We start from the raw sequence: 25,210 nt of genomic DNA on the forward strand, positions 1-25,210 counted from the left end.
CAATAAAGTGGTTTTTTCATGTATATTTTACGATTGGTTAAACGGGTCAGTTGTAACTAAAAATTTGAAAAATTGAGGTAGGAATAGAAAAATTATGTTTATTTTCGTAGATGTTTTTTTAATTTATACAGCCCGATTGCATATATACCCATGGAAAATATTCCTATAGAAAAAATCCCAAAAGAAAACACACCTATTGAAAATACTCCTACAGCAAATAATCCGGCAGAGAATATTCCAGCAGAAAATATACCTGTACTAAAATTACCTGCTGATAAATAACCTATTGAAAATTCACCTGCTGAAACCAGTGGCAGCCCGAATATATTTTCCATACCTGCAATATATAGTCCCAATACAACAATTAGCAGTACAGCTAATACTATAACAATTACATTTTCGGAATTAAACCCCTTCATAAAAACAAATAATTCCATACTGAGTATATTAATTTTGTGTGTATAATTAATATAAATTCAGGGTGAATAATTTTGTCAATTAATATTTAAGCATATTATTTTTAAAATTGTTTAGTTTTTAGGTGGTCAATACATGAGGGATAATTATATATATAAAAACTAAAAATAGTTTAGATTAAGAGCGGGTTAGACTAATTTTTTACTATACCCCCACTCCTCAACCCGCTCTCATATGATTCTAACAAAGGTTTGATATATCCTAATGCAAACTGGATACCATGAACTATCCATCCAGACAGTTACCTGAACTTGTAACGGGTGTTAGAAACCAAGCTACTCTAAAAGCATGCAGTAAATATACTGATGCTGTCTATTTTTCACTGGACAGGTTCAATTTAAGAGCAAGAGCAAGGGATATAACTTCCGATAATCTGGGTTCTTTTGTAAAGCAAGCTAAAAGTTATGGATTAAAATGTTACCTGACTTTGAATTCTGTGATATATCCAGAGGATTTGCAGGAACTGGACAAGGTTTTGGATGATGTATCCAAAGTTAATATAGATGCAGTGATTGCATGGGATCCTGCGGTTATTAAAAAAGCGGTAGATAAAGGACTTGATATACATATATCCACTCAGGCTAATGTATCCAACTGGGCAACTGCCGAATTCTATAAAACACTGGGTGCAAGCAGGGTGATACTTTCCCGTGAGCTGACATTGGAACAAATAAAAGATATTCGGAAAAACACCGATATAGAGCTTGAAGTTTTTGTACATGGAGCAATGTGTCAGGCGGTATCAGGTCGGTGTTATCTTTCTGCCTATATCGTTGGGAAATCAGCCAATTGTGGAGAATGTTCCCAACCATGCCGGTGGCAGTGGACACTACATGGTGAAAATGGGGAACAGATTGAACTTGAGGGTAAATATCTACTGAGTACAAAAGACCTGTGTATGATAGAGCATATACCAGAACTTGTGAACTCTGGTGTAGATGCTTTCAAGGTGGAAGGGAGATTAAGAAACACCAGTTATATAAATACAGTCTCAAAATGCTACCGAGAGGCGCTGGATAATTACTTAAACGGAACATACACAAACCAGAAAGCCCAATTTTGGAAAACAAAACTGATACAGGAATACAATCGGGGATTTTCTACAGGATTTTACTTTGGAACTCCGGGACCTGAAGGATTGAACCCTGATTCTGATATGAACATATCATCTGTAAAGAGAGAAGCGGTTGGGATTATTACAAATTATTACCCGAAACAGAGTGCTGCAAGTGTAGATTTGCGGGAACAGGGACTCCAGGTTGGGGATGATATTGTTATAGAAGGTGCTACTACATACATTGAACAGAAAGTTGAATCCCTTGTCACAAACCGCAAACACCTATCAACCGCTGAAAAAGGACAGCTCGTGGGCATGAGTGTCAGGGATAAAGTCCGCAAAAATGACCGGGTGTACAAAATTGAAAATACAATCAAATAACATTAAAATTCAGCAGTATAGCCAGTATAATTAATACGACCCCTGTAATAAGCCTTATTTCTGAGCGCCTTTTTTCCCTGAATTCTGTCACTGTATCCGGATTTAGACCAAATGCAAGCAAACCCCCGAGTATAAAAACGGGAAATACAACCCCGAAATTATAGACTGCAAGATATAACGTTCCTTCCACAACTTCAACCCTTGTCATCATCATATCCAGTATGGATAAATAGACTGCACCGACACAGGGTGCTTTGACAAGTGAAAACAACCCGCCAGCAAAAAGTGAGAGCATCAGAATGTTTTTACCCTTTATATTACCCATAAACGATATCAATGATTTTGGGGTTTTGAACGTGGATTTATCACGGGTTTTCATATAATAGGCATCATAGATATGCCACGCTCCAAGCCCACCTATCAGTGTTACCATGAACAAAGTAATAGTTTCATGTATTTCAGGCATGGAATTGATGGTTTTTAATATCCCCATTCCTACAACCGTGTATGTGATAAATATACCTGCACAAAAACCCGCTACAATTGTTAGCATATCCCGACGATTCCCTTCAGATGTAAGCGTAACAGATGCCATAAAAGCCATTACTGCAAGCAGACATGGATTAAATCCTGCAAGTATACCTGCAATAAGGACCATTACAGGAGAGATTTTTAAGGGTGGTTTGGTTATTGTTGAATTGTTATCAGTGTCATCTGATGTTTGTAAAGGTGGAGCGTTTTTAATAGATTCTATCAATAACTCTTTGAATAGTGTTATATTACCCTTATAATCCTGATAAGTTATTTTTGTACTCTCATTGATAACCAGTACAGGTACAGTATAAACACCATATTCTTTCATCTGGTTGTAGGATGTTGAAATTTCATAACTGGAATAATTGATATTTTCTGAATTGTCAACAACATTTTCAATTACAGGTGCTATTTTCTGGCATTTGGAGCAACCATTTTCATAAAAATATTCAACTCTGGTATCATCTTGGGCTGATACAGTAGGAACTAAAAAAAGCAGGATAATAAGTATTACAAATGTAATCAATGGTGTTTTAGTGACAGCTTGTTGTAGCGCAGGTCTTTTTGTCATAATTTTGCTCTGAAACTGTCTTTGTGGATATTTCCAGCAGTTCACCGGTATCTGCCGATACATACCCCTCTACAACATAAAGGTCATCAATACCAGAACATGCACAGGTTCTCTCCATGGCTTCAACTTTCCAGACATTTGTTTCGTTCTGGACAGGTGTACCATCCAAGTTGTAAACTGTCCCTCTCTCGAGTTTGGCTGTAACTACTCTCCAGTCAGGGTTATCAAAATTTTTTGTCAGATAATCTGAAGCACTTGTATTGTTGGTTACTACGCTTATAGCATGTGATGCATTGATATTTAGGCTTAATTCAGGATTCCTGCTTTCTGGTTCATTATTAAGGAAAGCACTGCCTACAGCTATCAGACCAATGACGATAACAATTGCAATAACAGCAATTATTTTAATTTGTTTCATTTCCCACTTCCCCCATTTATCGTGATGTATTTTAGTGCGGGAGGTGCGATTCGAACGCACGTACTCCTTCGAGACTGGACCCTAAATCCAGCGCCTTTGACCTGGCTCGGCAACTCCCGCGCCTGAGGATATACATACAATGTATCCCTACATATTAACGTTACGGATTATTTTACTTTTGGTTTGCTAACCTAAACACTGCCAAGGATTTTTCCCGTTCTGTTTTGTGGTTAATTATCGGTTCAGGGTAACCCGGTATAAATGTATTTTTATTTTCCAGATTATGAATACTTTTGCAGGATACATTTCTTAGTTCTTCTATCCATTTTTTAATATAAATACATTCAGAATCGAATTTTTTCTGCTGAGACCACGGATTAAATATTCTGAAAAAAGGCTGTGCATCGGGTCCTGTGGATGCAGACCACTGCCAGTTTCCAATATTGACCGATTTATCATAATCCACAAGTTTTCTGGCAAAGTATTGTTCTCCCCATTTCCAGTCTATATGCAAATCTTTTACAAGGAATGATGCAGTTATCATTCTTACTCTGTTATGCATGTATCCTGTATAATTCATTTCTCTGATACCCGCATCTACTATCGGAAATCCAGTTTCTCCTGCACACCATTTTTTGAATTTATCTGAATCGTTATCCCATTCTATGGAATCGAATTTTTTCTTGAATGACTGTTTGAATATATATGGATAATGATGCGCAAGGTAGGTATAAAAATCCCTCCAATATAACTGTGTAATCAGAGGATGGGATATACCAAGCTTATCGATTACCGTGTAATAGAACTCTCTGATGGATATAGTACCAAACTTGTTATGTGCTGACAACCCAGTAGTTGCATCCAGGAAAGGATAATCTCTTTCATTCTCATAATTTTTAAATTCATCCAGGTTTTCAAGTATCTTTAAAGCGTTAGACCGTCCACCTTTTACATATAATGGTTTGTTTCTTTTAGCTTTTAAGAAATGGTCTGTATCATTTAATTCATTTTCAATTTTGCCGGTGTAGAAGTTTTGTTTGCTGGACATTTCAGGTAAATTGACATCAAATTTAGATGCTTTTTTGAAAAAAGGTGTAAACACTGTATAAGGTGTTCCTTTTTGAGTCTTGATTTTGTCAGGATTATTCAAAAGTAGGTCGTTGCATGAGATAAAATCTACGTTGTACATTTCACATGCTTTTTTGAAAGCTTCATCTCTTTTTTTGCTAAATGGTGTATAATCCCTGTTTACAAAAACTGCATCTATCAAATTTTTATTTATAAGGTTGGTTACAACATTTTCCGCGATACCGTGAAAAAGATAGAGTTTGGCACCTTTGTCATTCAGCTGATGTTTTAGATCCTCTAATGATTCTATAAGAAACTGGAAAGAGTTTGGATTGAAATTATCATTTTTTTCTATAAGCCTTGGGTCAAAAATAAAACACGGAATAACATATTCTGAATTTTCAAGAGCATAATCAAGTCCTGTATTATCATCGACTCTTAAATCTCTTCTGAAAATAAAAATCGACCTTTTATAACTGTTCATAATTGAAGATAACGGGTTTCGATTTAAATATATTCTTGTAAAGACTTTATCCACTCAGTTGTTTTTCAGTGTCGGATTTGAGTTTTTGAATTTTGGGATTATCAGGTTCAAGTTTTAGCGCTTTATTAAATTCATCAAGGGCTGCTTGATATTTTCCGAGATTGACAAGATTGATACCCTTTAATTTTCTAAGATTTGCAGTGTTATAACCCATTTCCAGAACTTTATTAATACATTCTGAGGATTGTTCATACATTCTTAAATGGAAACAGGCTTTCGCCTTATCATAGAGGGCATTGGCGTTATCTGGTTCGAGTTGTAAAGCATTGTCAAAGCATTCACACGCATTTTTGTGTTTTTTCTCTTTTCCAAAAACCCTACCTTTTTTAATCCATTCATCCGCAGAGATTAATTTACTGTTGCCGAATTTATCCAGAGGTTTTGTTCCAGATTTTGATTTTTTGGGTGGAGTGTATCTGGGTTTTGCAAGCATTTCACGCAGAATCATTATAGCTGCATGTTTATCAAGAGGACTGTTATTGTTGCCACATTTTGGAGACTGTATACAGCTTGGACATCCATCGTTGCAGGGACAATTTTCGATAGCATTTAAGGTGACATCCAGCATCTCAATGAGCTTATGGTATCCGTTTTCGGCATAACCTACTCCTCCATTATGCCCGTCATAAATGAATATACCACTTTTATCTCCGATATCAGAATGGTTGGATTTTGAAAGACCTCCGACATCATTCCTGTCCGCCAGAAGATGAATAGGATACATTGCAATCATACCGTGCTCTACAGCATGAATACCCCCGTCAAAATCAAGGTCGCAATTGTTTACAAGTTCTTTAAACCTTTCAGGCAATTCCATCCATAAAGATTCGGTTTCAAGGGTTGTCCTTGGCATGTCAAGTGAATATTCGCCCAGTTCTTCTTCACTAAACTGCTGGAACTTTTTGTAACCCGTTACCTGTTCTTCTACTTCAACACTGCCGTATCCGATTGTTATATCATTTGAGGTATTAAGAGAGCTGTTTTCATAAATTTCCTTTACAGATATTTCTGAATCAATTAATGGTTTGGTATAGTAGTCAGCCCGGGTCTCCTGAACATAAATTTCACCTTTCTCGTGATTCATTTCAGTGACAATATATGGAATTCCTTGGCTCAGATATATTGACCCTTCAAAACCTTCCCTGAATGCCTGAGAACTTTCCATATCTTTTTCAAGGGTTTTTCTTTTATTACCACTTACCAGTACTATAGTATATCCATGCTTGCTTATATTGCGGATGGAAACATCCATATGAGGCTGGGGAATCAGTGATGATTTAGGTTCTTTTTCTGTAACCATTTTCTGGTTATCAAGTGACTGCACAATACTGTGGAATTTAGGTCCAAAATACATTTCGTCTTTTTCTCTTAGTGGTATTTCCTTGGCAGCACAGAGGATATGACCTTCCTGTATATACGGATTTGATACATTAATAACAGCTTTTTCGATGTTTTTCCTGAAAAACTTATCAGGATTCCTCATATAATACTGATCAAGGGCATCAGGTCCTGCTACCATGAAAACCGCACTTTCATTATCTCCACGACCGGCTCTTCCTGCCTGCTGTTTAGTATTCATCACTGTCCCGGGATAACCGTCAAGAACACATACATCAAGACCTCCGATGTCAATACCAAGTTCAAGCGCATTGGTTGAGATTACGCCTCTAAGTGTACCCTCAGACAATTGTTTTTCTATATTTTCTCTGTCATCTTTGTGATATCCACCTCTGTATGAGCATACTTTTTCAGAAGAATCGCGGGTTTCAAGTTCTTTTTTAGCAGATAACGCCATTCTTTCAGCTTTTTGTCTTGACCTTGTAAAAATTATAGATTGATAACCGTCCTGTACAAATGTTGAAAAAAGTCTTACAGATTCATAGAAACTGGCTTTCCTGACATTGAAACCTTTCTTATTTATAAAAAGAGGAGGGTTCCAGAAAACAAATTTCTGCGGACCGTTACTTGATCCATCACTATCAATAACGGTGACATCTTTTCCGGTAAGACAGTGTGCATGTTCTTCTGGATTACCAATTGTTGCTGTACAGCAGATGTATTGTGGATTTGAACCGTAATAGTTGCATACACGCTCAAGTCTTCTGAGAAGGTTTGCCATATTACTGCCAAGAACTCCCCTGTAATAGTGGCTCTCATCAAGAATGATGTATTTCAGGTTGGAAAGAACCCTAAACCATTGATGCTTCCATTGAAGCAGGCTCATATGAAGCATTTCAGGGTTTGTGAAAATGATACGCGAGTTATTTTTTGCAGATTTTTTCTCTTCATCAGGTATTGAACCTATGAACCTGTTTATATCTATATCAAGTCCAGTTTCATCCCTGAAATTCTGGAACTTTTTAACCTGGTCATTAACAAGAGCATTCAAAGGTGAGACATATATTACAGTCGCATCATTGTTATCCGTAAGGTGTTCAAAAACAGGTATAAGATAAGAAAGCGTTTTCCCACTTGCGGTTCCTGTCGAAAGTACAATGTTTTTTCCATTCCTTATATTCTCAATCGCTTCCACTTGATGTTTATACAGGTTATTTATCCCTGCTTTATCCAGTCCATAATTTATCAGTGGTTTCAGTTCAATGGTTTTATACTCTGGATTTTTTGCAGGTATATCTTCAATATGTACTATCTGGTTCTGATATCCTCTGGATGACCTGATTTTATTAATCTGCTGTTTTACGCTCATTTCAAGAAACCACTCTTAATTTTCAGTGTTCATTGTATTAAATCATCGGTTGAGTCATGATAATAAAAAATAAACAATATTTTATTTGATAAAAAATTATCATAGATTCCATGTTTGGAAAAACGAAAAGGTATCTTACAACGTCATTGTAATTGATAAACTTAGTAACATTAGATAACTAATTTTATTATCAGTTACATTCGTGAGATATACTCACCGGGTGTAACGCTACACCCTCTATCCCATCTAAATCAGGGATTGCTTTCTTCATAATATTATAGGCACCATTTACATCGGCATTGATTATAGTGCCGTTAGATGATCGGAAAAGCCCTCTTTTAATTCTTTTACCAATATAAGAAGTCCTTCTCTCAACTGGTTCTCCATCGAGGAACGAACACTTCGATGTATAGGATTCTTCTTGCTCAATCACTTTCAATCCAACATCTTCGGCTTTGTATTTTAGTTGTTCAGGAAGTCTATGAAATGGAATCTGTGTAAACTTTTGGTTATTGCGCTTACCCATATACACTTCTTGTTTCCACCCTTCGTTATATCCAATGACTAGTGTGCCGATGTTGTGTTTGACACAAAAATCAACAATCCTTTTACTTGCTTTATGGAAGAAGTCATTGATTTTCATTTTATATTTATGGTATAGTTTTTTCAGTTTTTTGCTGTTTTTGATGCCTAATTTATCATAAATGGATTTTAGTTTTCCAGATTTTTTGTTGTAGAACTGGTTTATTGATTTTGCGACTCCGCCCTTAATAACAATCGGTTTTTCACCGATGTTATTCACCATAGTGACGATATTATTAATTCCCAGGTCGATACTGGCGATGTTTTCTTCGTTTGGATCTGGTGTTTCTAAATCCTTCTCGTAAACAATTTCACACTTATAACCAACTCCCATAGGAATAATTCGAACTTGATTTAGTTTAGTGTCATCTGTAAGACGAGTTTCTACTTGCAGGTTCGTTTTCTTCGGTAACTTGAGGACTCCGTTTTTTATCTTACACTGTTGGTTTGTGAAAGTGAGAATATTTTCGCCATTTTTCTTTTTATATTTTGGTGGGTTGGGTTTTGAATAGTAATTTTCTGGGTTCTTTTCCCAGTCTTTAATTGATTGGAAGAAAGATTTCCAGTTTTTATCCATCAGTTTTAGTGTCTGTTGTGCTGTTTGTGTGGGTAAAACAGAATAATTTTCAGTACCTTTTAACTGTTTATTTAGTTCTTCGTATCTTACCCAATCACCATCATCATTTAGAGATTGTTTAACTATGAAGTTTGCCTGGTTGTATAAGTTCTTGGAAATATGACACAACCAGCTAAGGTTTTTATCATAATTTAGATATATCGTTTCGGTTCTTTTTACCATAACAATCTCCATGATGAATATAATTGATTAACTGATTATATTTTCTGTTATCAATTCTTATATATTTTACTTATAAAGTATACTATATAAAAACTCTTGATTTTGACAGGTTATATTCAGAATACAGGGAAATGTTACGTCGAGAACTTGTACAGGTTTAAAGCCCTTAACATAAAGCGTATACATGATAAATTTAAAGATACTGATAACGTTATAATTCCAGATGCACATCTGGATACTTCTGGCAGGGATGTATACGTTATTGCGTTTGTGATTTAATAGTTGTATATCGCAGGTAATTTAACATGAACATCTGTACCTGCATTTTCCTCACTATCCACCCAGATGTATCCGTTATGGGTTTCAATTATTTTGTTACACAGATACATCCCGAGACCTGTTCCTTCATATTTGCGGGTCATGGAACCATCGATTTGATAGAACAGTTTGAAAATATCAGGAATGGATTCTTTTTTGATTCCTATACCGTTATCTTTTACAATTATATGAACAAAATTGTCCATACTTTTATCAGCATCATTAAAAGCATGTATCTGTATTTTACCACCTGAAGAGGTGAATTTGCGGGCATTATCCATAAGGTGAACCAGAACCTGCCTCAGATAATCTTTATCTCCGTTAACATATGGAAGATTTTCATCTACGTATTTTTCAATCGAAATCTCCTTTTCTTTAATCTGCAGGCTGAGGTTTGAAACTACTCCATCAATTAGGGTTTCTACATCAACAGGTTCGAATTTATACTGAATTTTTTCTGTCTGTAACTTGTTTACATAAAGCAATGATTCTATGAGCCACCTGAGTCTATCACAGCTTTTTACAATACTATCCATCCCTTCTTTTTGCTTTTCATTAAGGGTTCCAAGTTTTTCGTTGTATATTAATTCGCTGAAACCTTTAATGGACGTGATAGGAGTTCTCAATTCATGACTCAGGTTAGATATGAACTCATCTTTCATTTTATCCAGTTCTCTGAGCTCTTCGTTTGTTTTTGAAAGTTTTTCAGAATAAATTCTTAATGTTTCTTCCGATTGTTTGCGTTCTGTGATATCCAGAAGTGTAGCTATAGCGATTTTTCTTTCAGGTATTGAATTTACCGCCATACTGATATATTTCTGGTTGTTGTTTCTGTCTATAAACCTGAATTCGTATTTTCTGGGTACTGACGTGGAATTGGCTAACAGTTTGTAGTAATTTTCCCTGAGATACGGCAAATCTTCTTCAACTATAAAATCAGTCCAGTTTTTCCTTTTTTCAATTTCTTCTTTGGAGTATCCAGATAATTTTTCAAATTCCCTGTTAACGAGCAAAAACGTTGAATTTTCGTCTGCAATTGCAGTAGCTGACCCTGTTGTTTCAAAAATAGTTCTGTAACGTTTCTCACTTTCCTTTAACGCGATTTCAGTTTTCTTGCGTTCTGTAACGTTTCGGGTGCCGAAAATTGCCTTGACATCATTTTCGTCCTCATCATAGACAACATTGCCGACGGTTTCCAGCCACAGATAGTAACCATCAGCGTGCTGGTACCGATGTTCTACAGTTGCAGATTTCTGGTTGTTGATACATTTGTAAAAAAGATGCTTCAACTTGTTTCGGTCTTCTGGGTGAACAAAATCAAATACATTTTTACCGACAAGGTAATGCGGTTTGTACCCAAGAATATATTCATGTGACGGGCTTACATATTCAAACACTCCTTTTTCATCTGTCTGGCTGACAAGATCAAGCATGTTGTTGGTAATCCTTCGGTATAATTTTTCATTTTCCTTTAATGCTTTTTCAATCTTCTTTCTTTCTGTGATATCCCTTGCAATGCTTAATATAGCGGGTTTACCTTCATACTCTACCAGACTGGAGTTTATAGCTACCGGTATTTTTTTACCGGTTTTTGTTACATGTGACGCTTCAAACGCAAAATAACCATCATCAAGGATGCTATTAATTCGGTTTTTAATTTTTATTTTGCTTGTCTCATCATCAATACCTTTGGGTCCCATAGCAAGCAATTCTTCTCTGGAATATCCAAGTCTTTGAACTGCGACATCATTTACATCCAGAAAATTACCTTCAAGGTCATGAACAAAAGCAGCATCATTCATTCCATTGAAAATATCCTGATACTGTTTTAAAGACTGCTGAACTTTGTTATAAGCTTTAATTTTTTCATCTTCAATTTCCAGATTGTACAAAGCATACGACAGGTCATTTGTAAGTTCATCAAACAAATCCAGTTCATCATTATCTTTCCCGTATTCAGACGGAACGGTGACAGAAAGTATTCCATAAGTTCTGTTATTGTATTCCAGTTTTCTGGTCAGGTTGTTACCTTTATGCACATCAGGAAGCGGACAATTGACACAGGCAGAAACAGGATTTTTTACCACTATTGTATCGGATTGATTCAATGCTTTTTGCACACAATCAATTAATCCACCGTCTTTAAGCTTATCTTTTATATAAGCAAACTCAGCTCCCATGCCAGCCTGTACAATATTGTTGAATCCACCTCCACCGTTTTCATCCATCAGTGCTATCCATGCATTGTGATAACCCCGGGTTTCAACAAGTAATTCGCAGGATTTTTGTATTAATTGGAAGCGGTCATTTTCATGGGTTATGAGCTGGTTTACGTTTCTTATTGCTCTTAATACCTGATTCAGATAATCTTGCTTCTCCTCTGCCAGTTTTCGTTCTGTAATATCTATACCCGAACTGAGAGTACCTGTAATGTTTCCGTTTTGATCCTTTAGAACAGTATTATGCCATGATATAATTCTCTCTTCACCTGTACCGGTCAAAATCGGATTTTCAAAGCGCTGTGCTGTCTGAATACCTTCATTTAACAATTTTCCTGAAACAGATTTTATGTCATTTTTATATCGTTCAGGAATAATATCAAAAATATTGCTTCCTACAATTTTGTCTTTGTTATAACCAAGGATTTCACAACCCTTGTTGTTGACAAGGGTTATGTTTTGGTTGCAGTCAAGTGCCAGTATAATAGTTCCAGAAACATCAAGGTATTTTTTCATCAGGTCTTTTTCCTGTTTGAGTTGTTCAGTCCTTTCTTCTATACGTTTTTCCAGTTCTATGTGAGACTTTTCAAGCTCTTTTTCCATCTCTTTTTCAGTAGTAATATCCCGGAGGTGTTCTATAATCTGTGTTAATTCACCGTTTTCATCCTGAACCGGATAGGCTCGTACATCAAGCCACACTCCCATACTTTCGATATATTTTTGAACCTGTGACGGTTGTTTTGTTTTGTAAACGTTTTTGGTTGCACAAATATCACATGGTGACTGCCTTCCAATAATCTCAAAACATTTTTTGCCCTTTACCTCTTCAGGTGAAACGTTCAGGAACTTATATCCTGCTTTATTATAACAGATAATTTCATGGTCTGTATTCTGGATTCCAATGACGTCAGGTATTGCATCAAAAATAGTATCAAAAGGAATGAATGATTCAGAATCAGGAGATTTGGGTTGTTTTACCTGATTACGCAACGTTTCCAGTTCCCGGATTAGCTGTTTTTTGGTCTTGTTTTCATCCTGCATATTATATACCATTATATCAAGAGGTTTTGAGTTAAAAAGTAATTGTCAGTGTTAACCACCACTGTACTTTACAAGTTGCAACTTAATTTACTAAACATTGTAATTATAAATAATGATTTATATTAATATTTATGCTTTTTTTAAAGTTACCCAGAACACACTGCCTCGACCTTCAGGATTATCATCTACTCCTACTTCACCATCATGCAGTTCAATTATTTGTTTAACAATGGCAAGGCCCAAACCACTTCCTTTAACACTGTCTTTTTCAAGCCGCTGGAAACGTGTAAATATTGTTTCTTTATCTTCATCAGGAATTCCTTCACCAAAATCTGTGAAACTAACCTTCCAGAATTTCCCAATATCGTCAATATCAATAATAACCCTGCTGTTTTCAGGACTGTATTTTACTGCATTGGATAACAAATTTGCAAACACCTGTTCCATAACAGGATTAATTATTGCTGGATATTCACCTTCAGCCAAAAATTCAATATCGATGTTTTTATCCTTAGCCTGCTGTTCAAAATCAGAGACTACACTTTTCAAGATTGCTGAAATATCCTGCTTTTCAAATTCCAAATCCTCCATTGCATCCAGCTTTGCAAAATAAGATGCATTCTGAATTAATTCAATGAGTTTTTCATTGCTCGCCTTGATTTTGTTCAAAACATCGAGTTTATAATCATCATTTTCCATACTGATTAACAACTGGGTGAAACCCTTGACGACACCAGCTGGATTGAGAAGATCATGCCGCAGTATGTCTGTAAACATATCCTTCAATTTGTTTGAATGTTCAAGTTTGTCCGCATATTCCTGCAATTTTTCTTCTGCATTTTTCCTGCCTGTTATATCTCTGGCAACCAGAAGTATGGCAGGTTTGCCCTGGTACTGTATAAATCTTGAATTAACCTCTACAGAGATTGTAGAACCATCGTTTTTTATATATTTAGTTTCAAAAACCGCACGTCCATGCCTGTACAAGTCATTTTCAAATGCGTTAAGATTTCCTACCTGTTCCAGTGCATCGATATCCTTGTAACCCATTTTCAGGATATCGGCTTTGCTGTAACCAAGAAATTCGCAGGCTGTCAGATTGACATCCAGAAAATTTCCGTCTAAATCCTGCACAAGGACCGCGTCTATCAAATCTTCAAACAAAGTTCTGTACCTGATTTCTGACTCTTCAATACGTTTTTTTGATTTTTCGTGTTCGGTTATATCTTCTCCAGAACAGATGACATAATCCACGTCACCATTGTAATCAAATTCAGGAGTTAATGTAATAGATAAATTACGAAGCTCTCCGTTTTTATTTATAAGCTTTTCAGTCGTCTGCAAACGGGATTTGTTCTCAAAAACATAATCACTTAGACCTTTAATTAAATATGCTGTCTGTTTTAAATGAACGTCATAAATATCGTTGTATTCCAAATCTTCTTTTCTAAAACCGAAGAAGTTTGCATGCGGTTTGTTTACCAGCCCATATGTTCTCCTGTCTGCAAAGTACCAGATGTGGGTATCAATATTGTCAATAACTTTTTCCATTTTTCTGGTTTTATCGTCCTGTTCATCGGTTTTTCCGGTCAAATCCGTGATTGTACCGATACAGCCTACTATTTTCCCATCTTCTGATGTATCAGGTGTGAAATAAGCTCTGATTTTGAGGTTTTTTCCTGTAAGAACTGTTTTATACTCGCCTTCATAAAACTGTGTATATCCATCCAGAGCATTCCTGATACAGTTTTTAATCTCACTGTTTACAGGTAAATTGAAGATATTAAGGCCTATGATTTTTTCCTTTGAAGATTTTGTAATATCTATAAGGTATTTATTACACTGGATTATCTCACCGTTACTGTCAGTTGAAAAAACTCCCAGCGGCAGGTTTTCTATCAAACTTCTGTGTCTTTTTTCGGATTGTTCAAGCGCATTATCTGCAATTTTTTTCCCGAGTTCTGTTCCAATAACATCAGATACCATCTGTAAAATATTGAGATTATCAATCCTGTAATCCGTTGTAATATTATCCAGACCTATAAAACCCGAAAGTTCATCATTTATGTGCAGAGGTATAATGATGAAAGATCTGACGTCTCCCTTACCCAGTAGATTCTTTTCTTTCAAAGCTTCATCAGGAAGTGTAGCAACGTCATTAACATGGATAACTTCATCTTTTTTCAACTCATTCATAAGCCACGGAAAAACATCAGTGGACAGGTTCTGCAATTTCTCTTTCCAGGGTTCAATACCGGTATAACACCACTCATGGGTGTTATCCATGGTTTTTTTATTATTTTTAAAAAGAAAAACATAACTTCGTGTAGAACTGAACAATACCCCGAGTTTACCAAGTGAATCCTTTATTTTTGCATCCACATCACTGAATCGTCCAAAAATATTTGTTATGGATGCAATTGTCTGGGTTAAATTCATTTTATCTGTTACATAATACTCAGTATGGGGTTGAACAGTGCTATAGTAGCTATATTTATCATTTTTCAACGGAAAACCTGCCATCAAACAGTATTAACATGATACTATAATGTTAGTTTAATGATATAATGTTAATTAACTTCTATATCAAGCCGTATATAAAAAGGTTTTTTAGAAGTAGCCCGATGTTTTTATTATTGTAACTTTATTTTTATAGGTTATCCGGATATTTGAGAATCACGCACGATTGAGTGCATTTACCGCATTTTGTACAGGATTCGTCTATAGTAATGTTGGTATGGTTTTCTGTACCATCGGATAATTTTACAGCACCAACCGGACAGATGTCTTTACAGATACCGCATTTCTTACATTTTACTGCTCTTTTCAACTGTCTTGTAGTTTCTTTAAAAACAGAATGTGATTCATCCTTTGTTTTTGCTGTGACCTGTATATTTCCGGATGAAAAGACTTTGATGCTTGCAGTATCGGTTTTTACGAGCAATGTTCCAAGGTCCTGTGAAAAAACGGTTTTGCCCATTATATTCATGATACCGGCTGCCTGGTCAATATACATGCCTTTTACAGTTCCTTCAACAGTATATCCACCTGATTTGCAGGGAGATATTCCAGAAGTCATTTCCACACTGAATGGTTCTTCAGGTTTTTCAGGTGTTGTTCTAATATCCAGTTTTTCAGCAAGTTTCAGCATTTTGGGCGGTAGTTGTCTCCATCTCCAGAATCCATGCTCAACAAATTCATCGGGTAATCCGTTCCTGTGAGCCCAATTAAGAAGGAAATTATTCCAGTGCTCATACATTTCGGGATGTATTTCTTTCATCCTTTGATATTCAGCAGAAAGTGCCGCAGGACAAAGATAACATCCAACCCTTTCAAAACCCATGTCATAGAGTGGATTGTATTCAAGTTTTTGCCAGTAGATGTACAGCCAGAGTTCAATAGCTTTCCAGTCTTTTATTGGAAATATATTCAGCTGATTGGGTACAAAAGGATTCTGCTCTATAGTGGATATTGCTGACCTTGAAAACGACTCATAAGTACGTTTACCGTCTACAGTAAGGCACATCCCTTTTTCACTACATTTATCAATTATAGTATTTGCAGGAGCCAGTTTACAAACTTTACAGCACCACCTGAAATCTTTTGCAGGCGGACCGAAATCACCTACTTTTTCCCAGAATTTATTACCTGCACCGGATTCAACAAAATCTATATTATTTTCACTGGTAAACCGTCTTGCAAATTCGACCGTTTCAGGATATTCAATACCGGTATTTATGAAAAACGCTTTAAGTTCCCTGTTTTTAAGAGCTTTTCTGGTCAAATCCAGGACAACAAGGCTGTCTTTACCCCCACTAAAGGATACATGAACAGGCAGATTTTTGTATTCTTTCTGGTTCACAATACCTTTTATGGTATTCATGGCGTTTTTCTGGAGCTGTTTTAAATGAGAAGCATTGGCAATAATAACATCGTTTAAATCGGGATTTTTTTCGGATAAAGTTACTTCAGAATTGTCAATTTTTTTGACTTTCAAGACCGCTTTTTCAGATGCAGAGAAATCCTTGCTGTCAAGATATGCAGTTCCGTAACCTGTAAGCTTTGGTGTTTTTATAAGAACCTGTTCACCATTTTTTATATCATCTGTGTAATATTCAATCTGGTCAAATTTTACCTTTTTACCGCTTAAATGGCGTTTAGTATCCTTCACAGTCACAGTTTTTTTATCGGTATGGTTTAGCAGGATTTTTGAACCTACCAGAGATATGTCGAATTTGTAATCAAGAGTTTCAAGGTCGAAACGTAATGTACCGATATGATAACCATCTACAATAACCTCATCAGTTTTGTCTTCACCGGGAATTTTGTTAAGAAGAATCAGTTTATCTTCTATCGGGTTGCAGCCATAAATGGATTGAAGTTTTTGGGATAATATTTCACGCTCATAAGAAGAACAGAACCTGACGTCACCGGGTTGTGACAGGTTTATTTTGTTGCCGATATTATTGCATATTCCGCATTCTTTTCCTATAAGAGGGAGATTACACCGGTTGCACCAGAAAATATAATTTTTATTGTAGGTTATCTGTTTTTGTTTTTTATAGTTTCTTGGTCTGGATTTGCGTTTTGAAAACGTGGATTTTTGCATCTGTATCAGTGATAGTTGGATAGGTTTTTAAAATCCTTTGGTGGAGCAAAATTTTATTATGTAACATTATTTCAGCCTATCTTTTAGTAAATAATACCTATAATCCAAAATTATGTATGATGTGTTAATTATTGGTGCAGGTCCTGCAGGAACAACAGCTGCAAAACATACTGCTGAAAAAGGACTGGATACATTACTCATTGAGAAACAAAAATTACCACGAAAAAAGCCGTGTGCAGGTCTTGTATCCCAGCGTGCTCTAAACAGCCTTGAATTTGAAATACCCAAACATCTGATAAAAAGATACTGTTATGGAACACGGATAAAATACAAAAATCATGTTCTTGAATCAAAACTTGACAGACCGGTAGGGATTCTGGTCTCAAGAGATGAATTTGATTATTATTTATCCCAACAGGCGACCAAAAAAGGTGCAGAAATTCTTGATAACACATCGGTAAATTCAGTCAACGCAGAGAATGATTATGTTGCTGTTAACACTACAAAAGGCTTATTTAAAGCACGGATTGTTATTGGTGCAGATGGAGTCAACAGTATATGTGCCAGATATGTAAGGTCTGGTTCAGAAACCAATAGAAATGCTTTTTCTCTGATTTCTGAAGTGCCGGCATCAATCGAGTATATTAACAACAAATATCTGGATATAACAGAAGTTGATTTTGGAAGAGTGAAAAACGGTTATTTTTGGACGTTTCCAAAAGACAACCATATTTCGGTTGGACTGGGATTATTTGACAACTCTTCAGAGTCAAAACCCCTTAAAACCTACTACGATTATATAAAAGACCAGTATTTTGATTACCTGAAACCCAGAGGTCATTTTATACCTATAGGTGGATATAAAAGGGATGTTCATTCTGACCGCGTAATTCTTGTAGGTGATGCTGCTGGATTTGTAGATGCATTTTTAGGAGAAGGCATCTCTTATGCAATAATGTCTGGGAAAATTGCTGCAAATACTGTTATTGAAGCTTTTGAAGAAAACGATTTTTCCGAAGATAAGTTCTCAACTTATCTTACAAGATGTGAAGATGTTTTTGGGAACAATTTGAAATACTCATTGATATTTTCCAAGTTTTTTTATAGTTTCCCAAACATTTTTGCAACAATGCTGACAAGTAGCGAATTGATGTTAAATAAGGCATTGCTTGTTGTAAAAGGTGAATCAGAATACAAACAATTTATAAGTTGGCTGTTACCGAGGTTTCCATATTATATTTTAAAAATTTTGAAAGCCAATGTTTAACTTAATTTAGTATGATATAAGGACGACAGGATGAGTGAATACAAACTTTTTGCACAGAGAATCGGACTTGTAGGCATAACCAATTTAGTTGGAAGTTTAAGCGGACTTATACTGCTTCCCATATTGACAAAGAATATGCCGGTTGAGAGTTATGGTATATGGGTACAGATTATCGTCACAGTGGGTATCGTACCAAATATAGTGATGCTTGGATTACCTGCTGCAATGGTAAGGTATTTACCGTCTGTTAAAAAAGCAGAAGATTTTCAGGATATTTTCTACTCTTTTTTGTCTATAGTAATATTAACAGGTTTCTCGGCGTCACTTATGGTTTATCTACTTGCAGGCAGTATAGCCTCGGTTTTATTTGATGGCAATACACTTGCTGTACAGATTCTATCAGCAATCATATTTCTTGAATCATTAAATGGTATCCTTTTTAATTATTTCCGAGCTACACAGCAGATTAAAAAACATTCAGTTTTACTGGTTACTAAAACAGTTCTTTTCATAGTACTTGTATCATTTTTTGTATTGATGGGTGAAGGTTTAACAGGTGCACTTGCAGGTCTTTTAACCAAAGATATAGTGTTATTGCTGGCTACAACAGTTATAATAGGGGCAGAAATAGGAATCAAAAGACCGAGATTTACAAATATAAAAGAATATCTAAGTTTTGGTTTGCCCAACGTTCCCGGTAGTATGTCGCAGTGGGTTGTTAATTCAAGTGACCGTTATGTAATCAGTGGTTTTCTGGGTACTTCCGCTGTTGGTTTGTATTCACCGGGATATACTCTTGGAAACATTGTAAGAATGTTTCTTGCACCGCTTAATTTTATGTTGCCAATGATTTTATCAAAATACTATGATGAAAACAATCTGGATGAGGTTAAAAAAATACTTAGTTATTCTTTGAAATATTTCCTTGCTGTGGGTATACCCGCAGTTTTTGGACTATCTTTTCTATCAGAACAGATATTGTTGATACTATCAACCCCGGAAATTGCATCTAAAGGTTATCAAATCACACCGTTTGTAGCATTGAGTGCGCTGGTATTTGGAGTATTTATTATCTTTGAGAAGGTTATTTATCTGGAAAAGAAAACAAAGACTATCGGAAAAATTTGGATGTTTGCTGCTGTTTTAAACTTTGGACTGAATATATTGATAATTCCCTATATCGGTATCATAGGAGCAGCTGGAACAACCCTCTTATCATTTATTGTAGGTCTTTGTTTGATTGCGTATTATTCCTCAAAATACCTGAAGTTTGATGTGAATTTCAGGTTTATATCAAAGAGCCTTTTTGCCTCGATTTTAATGTCTTTGATAGTTATATCCTGGGACCCTGTTAACCTGTTTGATGCACTTGTCATGATTGGTATCTGTGCAGTGTTTTATTTTGCGGTTTTGATATTGCTTAAGGGATTTGCTAAAGAAGAAATAGAATTTTTCAAAAACCTTATCCGCCCTTAATTAAGTGTTTTTAACATTTGGTTATCATTTAATTATGCATAATTTAAAATAATTAGGTGGGTATTAAGGAAAGATAAATGTTAAATGCTGAACCCTCCGAACGTATAGACCCAAGCGCTTTAAAATCCTGGTTTGTCAGCGGATTTTTGACCGGTGTTATCCTCTTACTGATTCCTATATCCTATATAACTCTGATAAGTTCTATCTGGGATTTGCCTATTTTGTGGGGCTGGATAGGGATAGCTGCAGTGGTAACTTTTACAATATGGTCGGCAATTGTAGAACCCCGGCTTAAAATGCGTTTCTGGAGATATGAAATAAGGGAAAATGAGATAGATATCCAGCACGGAATTTTTATTGTCAGACGGACCCTTATCCCCATGGTCAGAGTTCAACATGTAGATACTGAACACGGACCTGTGATGAGGTTTTTCGGATTGGCGACATTAAGGATATCCACAGCTGCCACAAACCATTACATCCCTGCTTTATCGAAAGAAAAATCCGCAGAACTTATGGGACAAATTGCATCCCTTGCAAGATTAAGTGATGAAGATGTCTGAGTACAAACACCAGCACCCGGTCATGATCATTGTGGAAACCTTCAAAAGTATAATTTATGCTTTACCACCTCTATTCTTTTTTGTGTTATCATTGAGGGATGACCTGTCAGGAATGGATTTTTCTTTTCTTGTATGGATAGCAATTGTTTTTCTGGTTCTCCTTCTATCGTATTCTGCAGCAAAATGGTACCTATATACCTATCAATACGAAGAAGGTTACCTTCACATAAAAAAGGGATTACTGTTTAAAAAAGAGAGATCGATTAAGAGAGAACGTGTACAGACAGTTAATGTACGCACAAATATACTGCTAAAACTTCTGAGAGTTGCCAGTGTACAGGTAAAAACAGCAGGTAGTGGAATGGAATCTGAATTGACACTTACTGCTGTATCCATAGATGAAACCCAAAAAATTAAAGCTCATTTGGAAAAACATAAACCATACAAATCACAGAAAACATCCTCTGATGAAACAATAACTGAAACATATGAAAAAGAAGTAAATACTTATCGTATTTCACCATGGAACCTTTTTCTGGCAGGTGCTACATCAGGTAGATTCATGCTTCTGTTTTCCATCATCGCAGCTGCCTTCTCCCAGATTTATCCATATATACCCGAAACATACCTGCGACTTGTGCTGGAACAGGTTGTTCCTGAAAGTGGCGTCAATATGATATTCCTTGTTATTATCCTGCTAATATTGCTACTAATATCATGGATTTTATCAACAATAGTTTTCATGGTTAGATATGCCAATTTCACATTAACCCGTCAGGATGATAGTCTAAAAATATCCTGGGGAATAATTGAGCAAAAAGAGTACAATCTGGATTTGAATCGTGTGCAGGCAGTGTCAGTACAGGACGGTTTGCTGAGACAGCCGTTTGGTCTATGTTCGGTTTCTGCAGAGGTTGCGGGTGGTAGTTCTGAAAAACAGGATTATATAACCAGATTATATCCACTGCTGCATTTTAGAGAACTGCCGAAATTTTTGGATGATATATTGCCAGAATACAGCATGCCTGCAGATGATAATATGGTACCGCTGCCTTCGAGGTCAAGGAAACGTTATATTATACGTTCATCCATACCTGTGCTTTTGGTTATCCTACTACTTCAAATGGTACCATACGGTTGGATATCTCTGTTACTTTTACCACCTGCTTTTTTACTGGGAGTATCCCGTTACAATACAGGCAGAACAGCTCTCGGGAATAAACAATTAACCTTACGGTTTCGGAATATACACCGATATCATGTATTCATATTAAAAAACCATATCCAATCCATGCAAATAAGCACCAATCCGTTCCAACGCAGAAGTGATTTAAGTACAGTAAGAGTTTCGGTATTGTCATCTCCGGCAGGAAAAGATTTCAAAATAGCGGATGTTGACAATGAGGAAAATAAAAAAATCTGGCAATGGTTTTCAAGAGGTTAATTTATCAAAAAGACATTATTTTTTCTGCCTATCTGTTCTATAAACAAATTTAATATACTGTTAAATCTTTCAATATTATAAATACAATTAAAAGAGGTTTGGTAGTATTTTACCAGAAGGTAATAATGGGTTATTGATACATCACTGGGATACAGACGGTATCTGTTCGGCAGCGATACTCTTTGAATATCTGGGTAAGGAATTTGACACTTACGTTCCACATATAGGGAATTATTTTTTTACTGTCGATGAGATTGATAAAATAAGCAAAAAAAACTACGATTTTATCATCATCGCTGATATGGCAATTCCTGAAGATAACATTGTGGATTTGAAGAATAAATCAGGTGTACAGATTTATATATTTGACCACCACCTGCAGGATAATATCCAGAGAAACGGTATACATCACTCAAATCCTGTAAGCATTGGTGAACCAGCTGAAAATTATCCTTCAAATACATGGGTTTTAACCAGACTGCTGGACAGAGAAATCGACCTGTTTTCAATTCTTGGTGCAGTCGGTGACAGGGAAAAGAAAATCAAGGATAATGTAGATATTTACCCCTACATTAAGGAATTTTTAAATGATGGTGAATTTTACTTTGAGGATTTGTTGAAAATGGTCGAGTTAATCGATTCCAATTACAAGGTAGGGGATAAACAAAAGGTGATGGATGCTGTTCATTTTGTCAAGCAAAATAAACTTTATCCACAGCGTATACTGGACAACAGTGATTGGCATAAAAATCTTGATGACCTCGAAGAAGAAACAGAACGTCAGAAGAACATGCCTGTAGATTATGAAGACGGAATAGCAATACAGGAAATCAACACCCGATATAATATAACATCACCTGTTGCAAGAAGTCTTGCCTGGAGTGGTAAATGCAGAGTTGCTCTGGTAGTAAACCGCGGGTTCTTTGATGATAAAGACCAGTTGTATGTAAGAGCAGGACAAACAGGACCTGTTATGACACCTGTAATTGATGCTGCACAGGAGAGAGGATATTCTGCAGGCGGCAAAAAAGAAGTTGCAGGTATCATCCTTCCAAAAAGTGACACCGATTACTTTATCAAAGAAGTAATAGGTTTATTAAAGGAATAATCAAAGATTTATGAAATTAATATTGATAACGAGTAACAGGTGGATGTATGAACAACGGTAATAGTAATAATGGATTTGTGGTATGGTTAACAGGACTGCCGGGGACAGGGAAATCAACCATTTCAGCAGAGCTTACTAAAATTTTTCAGGAAAAAGGTTTCTGTACCGAAACCATGGATGGTGATGAGATACGCAAAGGTCTAAGTGCCGATCTTGGATTTACCAAAGAAGACCGGCAGGAACATGCAAGGCGCGTGGCATTTGTCAGTAAACTCCTTGCGAGAAATGGTGTCGCTGTTAATGTAGCGCTGATATCTCCATACAGGTCTTTCAGAGAACATGCAAGAAATGAAATCGAGAATTTTGTAGAGGTTTATGTAAAAACCCCGCTTGAGGTATGTATGGAAAGAGACCCGAAAGGTCTGTATGCCAAAGCCCAACAGGGTGAGATAACCGATTTGACAGGGTATCAGGACACCTATGAAGAACCTTTAAACCCCGAAGTGGTAATTGATACATGCGACACCACTCCCGAAGGTGCTGCTGAAACTATCGTCAGTAAACTGGATGAACTGGGATACTTTTCGAATTGATATTATTAGTATAAAGTAGTGTTATGGATGGGGAGAGATAACAACCACAGCTACCTCATAATCATATTCTCCCTGATAATACTTGCAGGGATTTTTCTTGCACCATCACCTGAAGGTTTAACTGTCGAGGGTAAAAATGCGCTCGGTATCTTTATTGTAGCTATAATATTGTGGACTACCAATGCTCTCCCTCTATCAGTGACCGGTCTATTTGTAATAGTTCTGCTGCCCCTGCTCGATGTGATGTCCAGCAAGGACGCTTTTTCACTTTTTGGAAACCGTGCAGTGTTTTTTATCCTGGGTGCGTTTATCCTTGCAGCAGGCATGATGAAAACAGGACTTAGTAAACGTCTTGCCCTGAAAATGCTCAGCAGGTTCGGAGGAACTCCCAGAAATCTGCTGGCTGGTATCATGATTTCCTCTGCTCTCATGTCTTTCATCATGCCAGAACATGCTGTTGCAGCCATAATGTTTCCTGTGGTATCAACTATCGCTGATAACCTTGACCTTGAACCTCTGGATAGCGAGTATGGAACTTTACTTTTCCTGTCTCTTGCTTGGGGTGCGATTATAGGTGGTGTGGGTACTCTGCTTGGAGGTGCCAGAAACCCGCTTGCTATCGCTATGTTGAAAGAGAATACAGGTATTGAAATATCGTTTTTTGAATGGTGCGTAGCTGCAATTCCTATAGTTTTCGTGATGCTTGTCATCGGGTTTGTGGTTTTGAATTATTTCTTCAAGGTCGATGTAGATGATGTCAAGCCCGCAAAAAGGGTTCTTGAGAAGGAATTGAACCGGATTGGCAGCATGGACATCTATGAGAAGAAATCCGGTGCGATATTGGTGTTGACAATCCTCTCATGGATATTTCTGGGTCATGATTTTGGACTGGCAGCTATTGCAATTCTTGGTGCTGTTGCTATTTTTATACTCAATGTTGTAAACTGGGAAGATATAGAGTCCGATGTCAACTGGGGAGTAATCCTGATGTACGGTGGTGCTATCTCCATCGGCTCGGCACTATCCCAGACAGGTGCAGCGCAGTGGCTTGCGAATCAGGCTCTTGACAGTTTTGTTCTGACTCCGATTTTGTTAATGCTTGGAATTTCTTTAGTCGCCAAATTCCTGACAGAGGGTATCAGTAATTCTGCAGCTGTTGCGATTTTGATTCCTATAGGTTTTAGTGTAGGTGATGTAGTTGGCATCAATCCAGTGGCTATGGTCTACCTGATTGCTATTCCATCAGGTCTTGCATTTATGTTCCCAATGGGTACTCCTCCAAATGCTATCGCCTATTCATCGGGATATTACGAAATTAAAGATGTGTTGGTACCGGGATTAATTTTAAATCTTACTTCTTGGATAGCTTTTATTATAATGGCACTTGTATACTGGCCAATCATTGGACTGAGCATAACCTGATTATTCAAAATA

At 36.5% G+C, this 25,210-nt stretch carries 18 protein-coding genes and 1 tRNA gene; 9 read left to right on the top strand and 10 right to left on the bottom strand.

Features of this window, described 5'->3' with window-relative positions; genetic code table 11:
• Positions 1-98: 98 nt before the first annotated feature.
• On the bottom strand, positions 99-419 hold the full coding sequence (locus METEV_RS05615) for a hypothetical protein (protein ID WP_157197292.1): 321 nt from the start codon (positions 417-419) through the stop codon (positions 99-101).
• A 278-nt stretch (positions 420-697) separates the two neighbouring features.
• Between METEV_RS05615 and METEV_RS05620 the strand changes: the two genes are divergently transcribed.
• A complete protein-coding gene (locus METEV_RS05620; protein ID WP_013194582.1) occupies positions 698-1,915 on the top strand; it encodes a U32 family peptidase in 1,218 nt (405 codons plus the stop codon).
• Here METEV_RS05620 and METEV_RS05625 read toward each other — a convergent pair.
• From METEV_RS05625 to METEV_RS05650, 6 genes are all read right to left on the bottom strand, one after another.
• Positions 1,908-3,020 carry a cytochrome c biogenesis protein gene (locus METEV_RS05625; RefSeq protein WP_013194583.1) on the bottom strand — a complete coding sequence of 371 codons (1,113 nt, stop codon included), beginning with the start codon at positions 3,018-3,020 and terminating at the stop codon, positions 1,908-1,910. The two genes, METEV_RS05620 and METEV_RS05625, sit on opposite strands and share 8 nt — an antisense overlap.
• A complete protein-coding gene (locus METEV_RS05630; RefSeq protein WP_013194584.1) occupies positions 2,983-3,438 on the bottom strand; it encodes a hypothetical protein in 456 nt (151 codons plus the stop codon). The genes METEV_RS05625 and METEV_RS05630 overlap by 38 nt, the downstream gene beginning before the upstream one ends.
• Positions 3,439-3,473: 35 nt before the next feature.
• A tRNA-Leu gene (locus METEV_RS05635) sits at positions 3,474-3,558 on the bottom strand.
• A gap of 52 nt (positions 3,559-3,610) precedes the next feature.
• A complete protein-coding gene (locus METEV_RS05640) occupies positions 3,611-4,990 on the bottom strand; it encodes a cryptochrome/photolyase family protein (RefSeq protein WP_013194585.1) in 1,380 nt (459 codons plus the stop codon).
• A gap of 46 nt (positions 4,991-5,036) precedes the next feature.
• Positions 5,037-7,757: a DEAD/DEAH box helicase gene (locus tag METEV_RS05645; protein ID WP_013194586.1), complete on the bottom strand. Its 2,721-nt coding sequence runs from the start codon at positions 7,755-7,757 to the stop codon at positions 5,037-5,039.
• A gap of 190 nt (positions 7,758-7,947) precedes the next feature.
• Positions 7,948-9,138 carry an RNA-guided endonuclease InsQ/TnpB family protein gene (locus METEV_RS05650; protein WP_013194587.1) on the bottom strand — a complete coding sequence of 397 codons (1,191 nt, stop codon included), beginning with the start codon at positions 9,136-9,138 and terminating at the stop codon, positions 7,948-7,950.
• Between the two features lie 102 nt (positions 9,139-9,240).
• Between METEV_RS05650 and METEV_RS12340 the strand changes: the two genes are divergently transcribed.
• The gene (locus METEV_RS12340) at positions 9,241-9,417 is read left to right on the top strand and encodes a hypothetical protein (RefSeq protein ID WP_157197293.1); all 177 of its coding nucleotides are present in this window, start codon (positions 9,241-9,243) and stop codon (positions 9,415-9,417) included.
• Here METEV_RS12340 and METEV_RS05655 read toward each other — a convergent pair.
• The 3 genes from METEV_RS05655 to METEV_RS05665 all read right to left on the bottom strand — a co-directional run bounded on the left by METEV_RS05655 (position 9,414) and on the right by METEV_RS05665 (position 17,325).
• The gene (locus METEV_RS05655; RefSeq protein ID WP_013194588.1) at positions 9,414-12,728 is read right to left on the bottom strand and encodes a PAS domain-containing sensor histidine kinase; all 3,315 of its coding nucleotides are present in this window, start codon (positions 12,726-12,728) and stop codon (positions 9,414-9,416) included. The genes METEV_RS12340 and METEV_RS05655 overlap by 4 nt on opposite strands.
• Positions 12,729-12,845: 117 nt before the next feature.
• On the bottom strand, positions 12,846-15,155 hold the full coding sequence (locus METEV_RS05660) for a PAS domain S-box protein (RefSeq protein WP_198008165.1): 2,310 nt from the start codon (positions 15,153-15,155) through the stop codon (positions 12,846-12,848).
• 211 nt (positions 15,156-15,366) lie between these two features.
• Positions 15,367-17,325 carry a phosphoadenosine phosphosulfate reductase domain-containing protein gene (locus METEV_RS05665; RefSeq protein ID WP_013194590.1) on the bottom strand — a complete coding sequence of 653 codons (1,959 nt, stop codon included), beginning with the start codon at positions 17,323-17,325 and terminating at the stop codon, positions 15,367-15,369.
• A gap of 112 nt (positions 17,326-17,437) precedes the next feature.
• Between METEV_RS05665 and METEV_RS05670 the strand changes: the two genes are divergently transcribed.
• The 7 genes from METEV_RS05670 to METEV_RS05700 all read left to right on the top strand — a co-directional run bounded on the left by METEV_RS05670 (position 17,438) and on the right by METEV_RS05700 (position 25,198).
• Positions 17,438-18,592, top strand: coding sequence for a geranylgeranyl reductase family protein (locus METEV_RS05670; protein WP_013194591.1), 1,155 nt, complete (start codon positions 17,438-17,440; stop codon positions 18,590-18,592).
• Positions 18,593-18,622: 30 nt separating this feature from the next.
• Entirely contained in the window at positions 18,623-20,068 is a 1,446-nt protein-coding gene (locus tag METEV_RS05675; protein ID WP_013194592.1) for a lipopolysaccharide biosynthesis protein, read from the top strand.
• A gap of 77 nt (positions 20,069-20,145) precedes the next feature.
• On the top strand, positions 20,146-20,631 hold the full coding sequence (locus METEV_RS05680; RefSeq protein ID WP_013194593.1) for a PH domain-containing protein: 486 nt from the start codon (positions 20,146-20,148) through the stop codon (positions 20,629-20,631).
• Positions 20,618-22,075: a PH domain-containing protein gene (locus METEV_RS05685; RefSeq protein WP_157197294.1), complete on the top strand. Its 1,458-nt coding sequence runs from the start codon at positions 20,618-20,620 to the stop codon at positions 22,073-22,075. Before METEV_RS05680 ends, METEV_RS05685 begins: the two co-directional genes overlap by 14 nt.
• Positions 22,076-22,208: 133 nt before the next feature.
• Complete coding sequence (locus METEV_RS05690; protein ID WP_013194595.1) at positions 22,209-23,183, top strand: DHH family phosphoesterase; 975 nt, start codon at positions 22,209-22,211, stop codon at positions 23,181-23,183.
• 47 nt (positions 23,184-23,230) lie between these two features.
• A complete protein-coding gene (gene cysC, locus METEV_RS05695) occupies positions 23,231-23,776 on the top strand; it encodes an adenylyl-sulfate kinase (protein WP_013194596.1) in 546 nt (181 codons plus the stop codon).
• Positions 23,777-23,803: 27 nt separating this feature from the next.
• Complete coding sequence (locus METEV_RS05700) at positions 23,804-25,198, top strand: SLC13 family permease (protein WP_013194597.1); 1,395 nt, start codon at positions 23,804-23,806, stop codon at positions 25,196-25,198.
• Positions 25,199-25,210 lie beyond the last annotated feature (12 nt).

Origin of the sequence: Methanohalobium evestigatum Z-7303, from assembly GCF_000196655.1 — an archaeon.
In the GTDB taxonomy this organism is placed as follows: Archaea; Halobacteriota; Methanosarcinia; order Methanosarcinales; family Methanosarcinaceae; genus Methanohalobium; species Methanohalobium evestigatum.

Coding starts and splice junctions, on each gene's coding strand:
- METEV_RS05660 (WP_198008165.1), bottom strand. CDS start 15,155: ATGAATTTAACCCAGACAATTGCATCCATAACAAATATTTTTGGACGA.
- METEV_RS05640 (WP_013194585.1), bottom strand. CDS start 4,990: ATGAACAGTTATAAAAGGTCGATTTTTATTTTCAGAAGAGATTTAAGA.
- METEV_RS05625 (WP_013194583.1), bottom strand. CDS start 3,020: ATGACAAAAAGACCTGCGCTACAACAAGCTGTCACTAAAACACCATTG.
- METEV_RS05615 (WP_157197292.1), bottom strand. CDS start 419: ATGAAGGGGTTTAATTCCGAAAATGTAATTGTTATAGTATTAGCTGTA.
- METEV_RS05665 (WP_013194590.1), bottom strand. CDS start 17,325: ATGCAAAAATCCACGTTTTCAAAACGCAAATCCAGACCAAGAAACTAT.
- METEV_RS05620 (WP_013194582.1), top strand. CDS start 698: ATGAACTATCCATCCAGACAGTTACCTGAACTTGTAACGGGTGTTAGA.
- cysC (WP_013194596.1), top strand. CDS start 23,231: ATGAACAACGGTAATAGTAATAATGGATTTGTGGTATGGTTAACAGGA.
- METEV_RS05700 (WP_013194597.1), top strand. CDS start 23,804: ATGGGGAGAGATAACAACCACAGCTACCTCATAATCATATTCTCCCTG.
- METEV_RS05655 (WP_013194588.1), bottom strand. CDS start 12,728: ATGGTATATAATATGCAGGATGAAAACAAGACCAAAAAACAGCTAATC.
- METEV_RS05650 (WP_013194587.1), bottom strand. CDS start 9,138: ATGGTAAAAAGAACCGAAACGATATATCTAAATTATGATAAAAACCTT.
- METEV_RS05685 (WP_157197294.1), top strand. CDS start 20,618: ATGAAGATGTCTGAGTACAAACACCAGCACCCGGTCATGATCATTGTG.
- METEV_RS05675 (WP_013194592.1), top strand. CDS start 18,623: ATGAGTGAATACAAACTTTTTGCACAGAGAATCGGACTTGTAGGCATA.
- METEV_RS05645 (WP_013194586.1), bottom strand. CDS start 7,757: ATGAGCGTAAAACAGCAGATTAATAAAATCAGGTCATCCAGAGGATAT.
- METEV_RS05680 (WP_013194593.1), top strand. CDS start 20,146: ATGTTAAATGCTGAACCCTCCGAACGTATAGACCCAAGCGCTTTAAAA.
- METEV_RS05670 (WP_013194591.1), top strand. CDS start 17,438: ATGTATGATGTGTTAATTATTGGTGCAGGTCCTGCAGGAACAACAGCT.
- METEV_RS05630 (WP_013194584.1), bottom strand. CDS start 3,438: ATGAAACAAATTAAAATAATTGCTGTTATTGCAATTGTTATCGTCATT.